The sequence below is a fragment of the Streptococcus sp. 79 genome, from assembly GCF_013277425.1.
Lineage (GTDB): Bacteria > Bacillota > Bacilli > Lactobacillales > Streptococcaceae > Streptococcus > Streptococcus pseudopneumoniae.
In genome coordinates this window covers 26,808-35,901 of sequence record NZ_VMMW01000023.1, presented here as the reverse complement: position 1 = coordinate 35,901, position 9,094 = coordinate 26,808, and the positions used below count along the sequence as shown (strand labels likewise).

10 protein-coding genes and 1 pseudogene are annotated in these 9,094 nt (G+C 38.6%); 8 read left to right on the top strand and 3 right to left on the bottom strand.

Annotated features, from left to right (window positions below; genetic code table 11):
- Positions 1-143: 143 nt before the first annotated feature.
- From HT729_RS05330 to HT729_RS05315, 4 genes are all read left to right on the top strand, one after another.
- Complete coding sequence (locus tag HT729_RS05330; RefSeq protein ID WP_061470673.1) at positions 144-473, top strand: phage holin; 330 nt, start codon at positions 144-146, stop codon at positions 471-473.
- Between the two features lie 2 nt (positions 474-475).
- The gene (locus HT729_RS05325; protein ID WP_172931758.1) at positions 476-1,432 is read left to right on the top strand and encodes an N-acetylmuramoyl-L-alanine amidase family protein; all 957 of its coding nucleotides are present in this window, start codon (positions 476-478) and stop codon (positions 1,430-1,432) included.
- 176 nt (positions 1,433-1,608) lie between these two features.
- The gene (locus tag HT729_RS05320; protein WP_172931757.1) at positions 1,609-1,815 is read left to right on the top strand and encodes a hypothetical protein; all 207 of its coding nucleotides are present in this window, start codon (positions 1,609-1,611) and stop codon (positions 1,813-1,815) included.
- Positions 1,799-2,230 carry a DUF2335 domain-containing protein gene (locus tag HT729_RS05315; protein WP_000379281.1) on the top strand — a complete coding sequence of 144 codons (432 nt, stop codon included), beginning with the start codon at positions 1,799-1,801 and terminating at the stop codon, positions 2,228-2,230. The genes HT729_RS05320 and HT729_RS05315 overlap by 17 nt, the downstream gene beginning before the upstream one ends.
- Before the next feature lie 186 nt (positions 2,231-2,416).
- Here HT729_RS05315 and HT729_RS05310 read toward each other — a convergent pair whose 3' ends face one another.
- Positions 2,417-2,605 (bottom strand): hypothetical protein, encoded by a 189-nt coding sequence (locus HT729_RS05310; RefSeq protein WP_000109850.1) that lies wholly within the window; start codon positions 2,603-2,605, stop codon positions 2,417-2,419.
- 699 nt (positions 2,606-3,304) lie between these two features.
- Here HT729_RS05310 and HT729_RS05305 point away from each other — a divergent pair.
- From HT729_RS05305 to pta, 4 genes are read left to right on the top strand one after another with little or no spacing between them, the layout of a single operon-like run.
- Complete coding sequence (locus HT729_RS05305; RefSeq protein WP_000171679.1) at positions 3,305-3,976, top strand: GTP pyrophosphokinase family protein; 672 nt, start codon at positions 3,305-3,307, stop codon at positions 3,974-3,976.
- A complete protein-coding gene (locus tag HT729_RS05300) occupies positions 3,960-4,778 on the top strand; it encodes an NAD kinase (protein ID WP_000799048.1) in 819 nt (272 codons plus the stop codon). Before HT729_RS05305 ends, HT729_RS05300 begins: the two co-directional genes overlap by 17 nt.
- Entirely contained in the window at positions 4,775-5,671 is an 897-nt protein-coding gene (locus HT729_RS05295) for an RluA family pseudouridine synthase (protein WP_172931756.1), read from the top strand. Before HT729_RS05300 ends, HT729_RS05295 begins: the two co-directional genes overlap by 4 nt.
- A 43-nt stretch (positions 5,672-5,714) precedes the next feature.
- Positions 5,715-6,689 (top strand): phosphate acetyltransferase, encoded by a 975-nt coding sequence (gene pta / locus HT729_RS05290; RefSeq protein ID WP_000451579.1) that lies wholly within the window; start codon positions 5,715-5,717, stop codon positions 6,687-6,689.
- Positions 6,690-6,970: 281 nt separating this feature from the next.
- Here pta and HT729_RS05285 read toward each other — a convergent pair.
- Together HT729_RS05285 and HT729_RS05280 are read right to left on the bottom strand one after the other, a co-directional pair.
- Positions 6,971-8,332 (bottom strand): annotated as a pseudogene (locus tag HT729_RS05285) (IS3 family transposase).
- Between the two features lie 138 nt (positions 8,333-8,470).
- Positions 8,471-8,770, bottom strand: coding sequence for a YbaB/EbfC family nucleoid-associated protein (locus tag HT729_RS05280; RefSeq protein WP_054392792.1), 300 nt, complete (start codon positions 8,768-8,770; stop codon positions 8,471-8,473).
- Positions 8,771-9,094: the final 324 nt, after the last annotated feature.

Here is a 9,094-nt window from a genome sequence, read left to right as displayed (position 1 = left end):
GTACAACTCAATAATAGCAGATTAATAAGAATTCAGGCTGATATGTATAACCGAGGAGTCATATATCTAACTGGTACAAACTTAAGGGAGTATATAGGTACCGTTAATGTTAAGTTTTATAGAGAATAGAAAGGAAACAACACATGACACAATTTAATGAATTTATTATCGCTTTTGCGACAGGCTTTTTAGCAGTAGCAGTAGGCAGTATCGTGAAAATGGTGAAAGACTATCTTTTGCGAAAAGGCGGAGAGAAAGCGGTGATCATCGCTGAAATCCTAGCCAAGAACGCAGTTCATGCCGTTGAGCAGGTGGCTGCTGAGACAGGTTATAAAGGTGATGAAAAATTGGCACAGGCTCGCACTAAAATCCGGGCAGAGCTGACCAAATATAATATCAGTATGACCGATAAGGACTTGGATACCTTTGTGGAGTCCGCAGTGAAGCAGATGAACGATGCTTGGAGGGAGTAGGTATGGATATCGATACAAGCAGACTACGTACAGGCTTGCCCCAGGTTGGGGTACAGCCTTACCGACAAGTACATGCCCACTCAACAGGCAACCGCAACTCAACCGCTCAAAATGAGGCAGACTACCACTACAGAAAGAACCCTGAGCTTGGTTTCTTCTCTCATGTCGTTGGTAACGGCCGTGTCATGCAGGTCGGTCCTGTAAATAATGGTGCCTGGGACGTTGGGGGCGGTTGGAATGCGGAAAGCTATGCGGCAGTTGAATTGATTGAAAGCCATTCAACTAAAGAAGAATTCATGACAGACTACCGCCTTTATATCGAACTCTTACGCAATCTAGCAGACGAAGCAGGTTTGCCGAAAACGCTTGATACAAGCAGTTTGGAAGGTATCAAAACACATGAATACTGTACCAATAACCAACCAGACAATCATTCAGACCACGTTGACCCGTATCCATATCTAGCCAAATGGGGCATTAGCCGTGAACAGTTCAAGCAGGATATTGAAAGTGGCTTGACAATTGAAACAGGATGGCAGAAGAACGATATAGGCTATTGGTATGTACACTCAGACGGCTCTTATCCAAAAGATAAGTTTGAGAAAATCAATGGAACCTGGTATTACTTCGACGGCTCAGGCTACATGCTTGCAGACCGCTGGAAGAAGCACACAGACGGCAACTGGTACTGGTTTGATAACTCAGGCGAAATGGCGACAGGCTGGAAGAAAATCGCTGAGAAGTGGTATTATTTCGACGTAGAGGGCGCTATGAAGACAGGATGGGTCAAGTACAAGGAGACTTGGTATTATCTTGACGGTAAAGAAGGTGCCATGGTATCAAATGCCTTTATCCAGTCCGCAGACGGAACAGGATGGTACTACCTCAATGCAGACGGAACAATGGCAGACAAGCCAGAGTTCACAGTTGAGCCAGACGGCTTGATTACGACTAAATAATTTTAAAAAATAAAAGGAAAGGAAAACTTTTCTAAAATGTTTATCTACCCCACAGGACTCGTCCTTGTGGGGATTTTTTTGTTAAAAAGAGTAAGAAACATTGACTTTTTTAAAGAAAGATGTCATAATCAAGTTAATTCAAAAAAATATTATGGAGCGAGTAGGAGGAATTTGGGATGTTAAAAAATATAAAACAACCTCAATACTTTAAGTCTTTTTTACTTGGTATGACAGCAATTGTATTGCCTGTTTTTAGCTTTAACCAGAACATTTCGAAAGTAAAAGCTGATACAGTCCCAGACTGGAAGAAAGTCAAAAGTGATTACAAGAAATCAACGATGGGCATTCAGAAAGAGGTAATGAAATTTGGATACCGAGAATAAAGATTTGATTGAAGTCAATAATATTGTTGATGAAGTCGAGCGCTTACCACATGAACAGCGTCAAGTAGTTTTACAGAAGTTGGAAATCTATCAAGGTGACCTACCTCATCCAGATATTCTCAAAGGATATAAAGAGCTATATCCGGATGCTGCTCAAAAGATTATTGATAATGGTATTGCAGAAAGCCAACATCGTAGAGAGATGGAAGATAAATACTTATCAGGGAATATTGCTTCTCATAAATTGGGACAGTTATTTGGCTTTTTAATCGCCCTCGTTGTTATTATTGGTGGAATTTACTTAATAGCAACAGATAAACAAATTGCAGGTAGTGTCTTAACTGGAACTACTGCATTAGGGCTAATTGGTTTGTTTACAGGGAATAATCAAAATAAAAACAAAGACAAAGAATAATTTTTCACCGCAGGCTCAGGCTTGCGGTTTTTTTATTTTTCAAAAACACACATTTTGAACGATTAGAAAGCAAAATCACAATCCTATTGTTCAAAAAAGCGTTTACATGAAGAATATGGAGAGGAAATCGTGGTGTATTATTGTCAAAAACGGTGTTTTGTTAAAAATAAAAAACAGTGACCGAAATCACTGCTTTTTAAGTTCCTGGGCGTATGTTATCATGCTGATAGCGTGTTTTAGACGCATATTCATAATATCCGATACACCATTTTTATACTTGTCCACGGCCTGAATAGACATGCCACAGTTTTTGCTAATAGCATAGGCTGTGGCGTTGTCTAAAAGCCAGCGGATAGCTTCAATATCTACTGACATATATTACCTCGTAAAATACCAAACTGCAAATAGGAGTAGAAGAAGTCCAATAATAAATTCAACTTTTTCACGCTTGGTGGTTTTTCTAACTTTAAGATTTACTTTCATTGTTTTTCCTGTTATAATTTAAGTACACCCCCCGAAGGGGTGGATAGTGATTTTTCACTATCCAAATTCGATGTGCCATTCAAAGCTGATTATAAATAAGTTTATTTTGACTACTAGCTTATTTGTTTTTGCTTTGAGTGGTTTCTTTTTGAACTTAAACATTTCATGTTCCTTTCTACTAGTTTCCTTGTCTAAGGTTTCCTCCTTAACCTTATGTATCCATTATACAACTTTGGTTGCATAATGTCAATAGTTTTGATGGAGTTTTTTTATTTTATTTTTAAAAGACTGTGAGTAATCACGGTTTTCTATTTATAAACTATTAGAAGTAAATTGAAACCTTCTCAACTATACGGGCAAAGATGATTGTAAAAATGAATACGAAGATGAATACGATTTAAAAAAACGATGGAAATTAGTGTAAATGATTTTAACGAAAAATAAGTAAAAACTCAACTATTTACAAGTGATGATAACTATTTGTAAACGTTTTTCACTTATGGTATAATAAGCATTGTATTTATTGTATATGAATCTGGAGAAAAAATCAAAGATATTTTTGAAGGATAATATGAGAATAAGGGAGAATATATGACCTTAGAATGGGAAGAATTTCTAGATCCTTACATTCAAGCTGTTGGTGAGTTAAAGATTAAACTTCGTGGCATTCGTAAGCAATATCGTAAGCAAAATAAGCATTCTCCGATTGAATTTGTGACCGGTCGAGTCAAGCCAATTGAGAGTATAAAAGAAAAAATGGCCCGTCGTGGTATTACTTATGCGACCTTGGAGCACGATTTGCAGGATATTGCTGGTTTGCGTGTGATGGTCCAGTTTGTAGATGACGTTAAGGAAGTAGTGGAGATTTTGCACAAGCGTCAGGACATGCGAATCATACAGGAGCGAGATTACATTACTCATCGAAAAGCATCAGGCTATCGTTCCTATCATTTGGTAGTAGAATATATGGTTGATACCATCAATGGAGCCAAGACTATTTTGGCAGAAATTCAAATACGTACCTTGGCCATGAATTTCTGGGCAACGATAGAACATTCTCTCAACTACAAGTACCAAGGGGATTTCCCAGAGGAGATTAAGAAGCGACTGGAAATTACAGCTAGAATCGCCCATCAGTTGGATGAAGAAATGGGTGAAATTCGTGATGATATCCAAGAAGCCCAGGCACTTTTTGATCCTTTGAGTAGAAAATTAAATGACGGTGTAGGAAACAGTGACGATACAGATGAAGAATACAGGTAAACGAATTGACCTGATAGCCAATAGAAAACCGCAGAGTCAAAGGGTTTTGTATGAATTGCGAGATCGTTTGAAAAGAAATCAGTTTATACTCAATGATAGCAGTCCGGACATTGTCATTTCCATTGGTGGAGATGGCATGCTCTTATCGGCCTTTCATAAGTATGAAGACCAACTTGATAAGGTACGCTTTATCGGTCTTCATACAGGACATCTGGGCTTTTATACCGATTATCGTGATTTTGAGTTGGATAAGTTAATGACCAATTTGCAGCTAGATACCGGAGCAAGGGTTTCTTACCCTGTTCTAAATGTGAAGGTTTTTCTTGGAAATGGAGAGGTCAAGATTTTTCGTGCCCTCAATGAAGCCAGCATCCGCAGGTCTGATCGAACCATGGTGGCAGATATTGTCATCAATGGTGTTCCCTTTGAACGTTTTCGTGGAGACGGGCTAACAGTTTCAACACCGACTGGTAGTACGGCTTATAACAAGTCTCTTGGCGGTGCTGTTTTACACCCTACCATTGAAGCTTTGCAATTAACGGAAATTGCCAGCCTCAATAATCGTGTCTATCGAACGCTGGGCTCTTCCATTATCGTTCCTAAGAAGGATAAGATTGAACTCATTCCAACGAGAAATGATTACCATACCATTTCGGTTGACAATAGCGTTTATTCTTTCCGTAATATTGAGCGTATTGAGTATCAAATCGATCATCATAAGATTCACTTTGTCGCGACTCCTAGCCATACTAGTTTCTGGAACCGTGTTAAGGATGCCTTTATCGGCGAGGTGGACGAATGAGGTTTGAATTTATCGCAGATGAGCATGTCAAGGTTAAGACCTTCTTAAAAAAGCACGAGGTTTCTAAGGGGCTTCTGGCCAAGATTAAGTTTCGAGGTGGGGCTATTCTGGTCAATGACCAACCACAAAATGCAACCTATCTATTGGATCTTGGGGACCGCGTTACTATCGATATTCCCGCTGAGGAAGGCTTTGAAACCTTGGAAGCTATCGAGCGCCCACTGGATATTCTCTATGAGGATGACCACTTTCTAGTCTTGAATAAACCCTATGGAGTTGCCTCTATTCCTAGTGTTAACCACTCCAATACTATTGCCAATTTTATCAAGGGTTACTACGTCAAGCAAAATTACGAAAATCAGCAAGTTCACATTGTGACCAGGCTTGATAGGGATACTTCTGGCTCGATGCTCTTTGCCAAGCACGGCTATGCCCATGCACGATTGGACAAGCAGTTGCAGAAGAAGTCCATTGAAAAACGCTACTTTGCTTTGGTTAAAGGTGATGGACACTTGGAGTCAGAGGGGGAAATTATTGCCCCGATTGCGCGTGATGAAGACTCCATTATTACCAGACGGGTGGCTAAAGGTGGAAAATATGCCCATACTTCCTACAAGATTGTAGCTTCTTATGGAAATATCCACTTGGTCGACATTCGGCTGCACACTGGTCGAACCCACCAAATTCGAGTCCACTTTTCTCATATTGGTTTTCCTTTGTTGGGCGATGATTTGTACGGTGGTAGTCTGGACGACGGCATCCAACGTCAGGCCCTGAATTGCCATTACCTATCCTTTTATCATCCATTTTTAGAGCAAGATTTGCAGTTAGAAAGTCCCTTGCCGGATGATTTCAGCAACCTTATTACCCAGTTATCAACTAATACTCTATAAAAACTGTTTCAGAGTATAATTATTATCTTAAAGGAGAAAACTCATGGAAGTTTTTGAAAGTCTCAAAGCCAACCTTGTTGGTAAAAATGCTCGTATCGTTCTCCCTGAAGGGGAAGAGCCACGTATTCTTCAAGCGACTAAACGTTTGGTAAAAGAAACAGAAGTGATTCCTGTTTTGTTAGGAAATCCTGAAAAAATTAAAATTTATCTTGAAATTGAAGGGATCATGGATGGTTATGAAGTCATTGACCCTCAACATTATCCTCAATTTGAAGAAATGGTTGCTGCCTTGGTGGAGCGTCGCAAGGGCAAAATGTCTGAAGAAGATGCACGCAAGGTTTTGGTTGAAGATGTAAACTACTTTGGTGTTATGTTGGTTTACTTGGGCTTGGTTGATGGAATGGTGTCAGGTGCGATTCATTCAACTGCTTCAACAGTTCGTCCAGCCCTACAAATCATTAAAACTCGTCCAAATGTAACTCGTACTTCAGGTGCCTTCCTCATGGTTCGTGGCTCTGAACGTTACCTATTTGGAGACTGTGCTATCAACATCAATCCAGATGCAGAAGCTTTGGCTGAAATTGCCATCAACTCAGCAATCACAGCTAAGATGTTTGGAATCGAGCCTAAAATTGCTATGCTAAGCTATTCTACTAAAGGTTCAGGTTTTGGTGAAAGCGTTGATAAGGTCGTTGAAGCAACTAAAATTGCTCACGACTTGCGCCCTGACCTTGAAATCGATGGTGAGTTGCAATTTGATGCAGCCTTTGTTCCTGAAACTGCAGCTTTGAAAGCTCCTGGAAGTACGGTAGCTGGTCAAGCAAATGTCTTCATCTTCCCAGGTATCGAGGCAGGAAATATCGGATACAAGATGGCTGAACGTCTTGGTGGCTTTGCGGCAGTAGGTCCTGTTTTGCAAGGTTTGAACAAGCCTGTTAACGACCTCTCTCGTGGATGTAATGCAGATGATGTTTACAAGTTAACCCTTATCACAGCAGCTCAAGCAGTTCATCAATAGTGAAAACTATAAAGCGATATACTATGCTATACTGTAGTTATGAAACTATGTACGAAAAGCACTGCCATTAACTCCTGAGAACTAAATTACTGATTGGTGTCAAAAAGGACAACTTCCAAGCGATGATATCCTGTCTATATACGACCTATAGAAATCTGTAATATACATGTCCGTAAAACGATAAGTTTCCTTTTAAATGAGTATGAAAAGAGAATTTTTCATGAGAAAACGCATAATATTGAGTGCATTTTGTACTGACCCCCAAAAGTTAGACAATTAATTTATCCAAAGGATTTAGTTCTGTACTGCACAGGACTAAGTCCTTTTAGTTTTACCTTAATTCGTTTATTGTTGTAGTAATCAATATAGTCTACAATAGCTTGTTCCAATTGCTTAAGCGACTGAAACGACTTCTCATAACCGTAAAACATTTCCGATTTCAGAATCCCAAAGAAAGATTCCATCATGCCGTTGTCTGGGCTGTTGCCCTTGCGTGACATGGATGCTTGAATTCCCTTACTCTCTAGGAACCGATGATAAGAATCGTGTTGATATTGCCAGCCTTGGTCACTATGGAGAATCGTATTCTCATAGCGCTTCTCTTTGAATGCCTGTTCCAACATTGTTTGTACTTGTTCTAAGTTGGGTGAAGTTGAAAGATTATAGGCGATAATTTCACTATTAAAGCCATCTAAAACTGGTGATAAGTAAAGCTTTTGAGTACTTGCTGGAATGGCAAATTCTGTCACATCTGTGTAGCACTTTTCCATTGTTTTAGAGCCTTCAAATTGACGTTGAATGAGATTCTCTGCTTTCTTACCAACGTCTCCTTTAAACGTCTCCTTTATGAGAAGAATATTTTCGTTTCTGTCGCATTTTAGCTTGTAAATTGAGTACTTTCATCAAGCGTTGAACTCTTTTATGATTTACTAGATAACCACGATTTCTTAGTTCTAAATAAATCCGACGATAACCATAATTTCCCTTGTGTTCGATAAAGATGGATTGAATTTCAGCTTTAAGCTCTTGGTCCTTATCTGGTTTATCTAGCTGTTTCAAGTGATAGTAGTAGGTCAAACGAGCTAGTTTAATGGCTTTTAAAAGAAGATCTAACGAAAACTCAGTCATTAATTCTTGAACAATTTCTGTCTTTCTTCTTTCTCTTTTTCCTCCTTCAATCGGAGTTCTCTTAACTTTTTTAGGATGGCATTCTCCGCTCTCAGGTACTCATTTTCTGCTTGAAGACGTTCTAATTCTGTTCTCTCTTCAGGTCTCTTTTTTGGCTTACGTCCCATTTTAGGTACTCTCCCTCTTGTTTTCTCAACAATAGTATACCCGTTTTTCTTGTATTGTGCTAGTCAATTAAGAAGTATCGTACGACTTGGGAGGCCGTATTCAAGAGAAACTCTATCTTTAGTCCAGCCTTCATGTAAGACTTTATGAATCATTTCTTGTTTTAAATCAGGAGAATAGTAACGATTTTTTCCTTTTTTGACGAACTCTATTCCGTAACGATCAATCAATTTAATCATGTACCTAATATTAGAATTGTTTATCCCAAATTTATTTGAAAGCTTCTCTAAGCTATATCCTTGTTTTCTAAGTTCATAGATCTGAACTTTATCATCATAAGTTAATTTCATAATAAAAACACCCCAAAAGTTAGATTTTTTCTGTCTAACTTTTGGGGTGCAGTTCATTTGCTATTATGCGTTTTTTATAATTTTTGCACCTTTCTTAGCCTTTGTTATCGACAAGTATTGTTTTCTAGCTTCTTGTTTTTAGAATGGCAATTTCCCAGCGAAAGCACCCAGTTTTTTCTTGGTAGTTTTATCGATTTGTTCAAGAGCAGAGTTGATGGCTTGAACGGTCATATCAGAAAGAGTTTCAAGGTCCTCTGGGTCAACGACAGCTGGATTAAAGTCAATGCTGACAACTTTCTTATCTCCAGTTAAGGTCGCTTGGACAAGGTCTTGAGCAGATTTGCCAACAAATTGCATGGCAGCAAGTTCGGCCTGGCTTTGTTCCATTTGTTTTTGAAGTTTTTGTGCTTGACGCATCATGTTTTGCATGTTCATCATAAGATTTCTAAAGTTCCTTTCATCTCAAGGGGATAATCCTTGTTGTTAACAAGTGCCTGATTTTCTCTCCTAATTGTTATTAGTAGCATAGCCATCAAGCCCAAGTATTGATTTTATTATACCATTTTTTTAAGACATAGTCTTTTATTGGTGAGAGTTATTTATATCAAGGAGTGATTAGAAATAAATTAAAATAATTATTTTTGTTAAGAGGGGCTCTATTCTAGTTTCATGGAAATGATTTTACTAAAGGTTTGTATGCTTTGTCTACAAACATGGTACCTCTATCTATTTTCGGATAAATAGTTGTCTATTATTATTTTT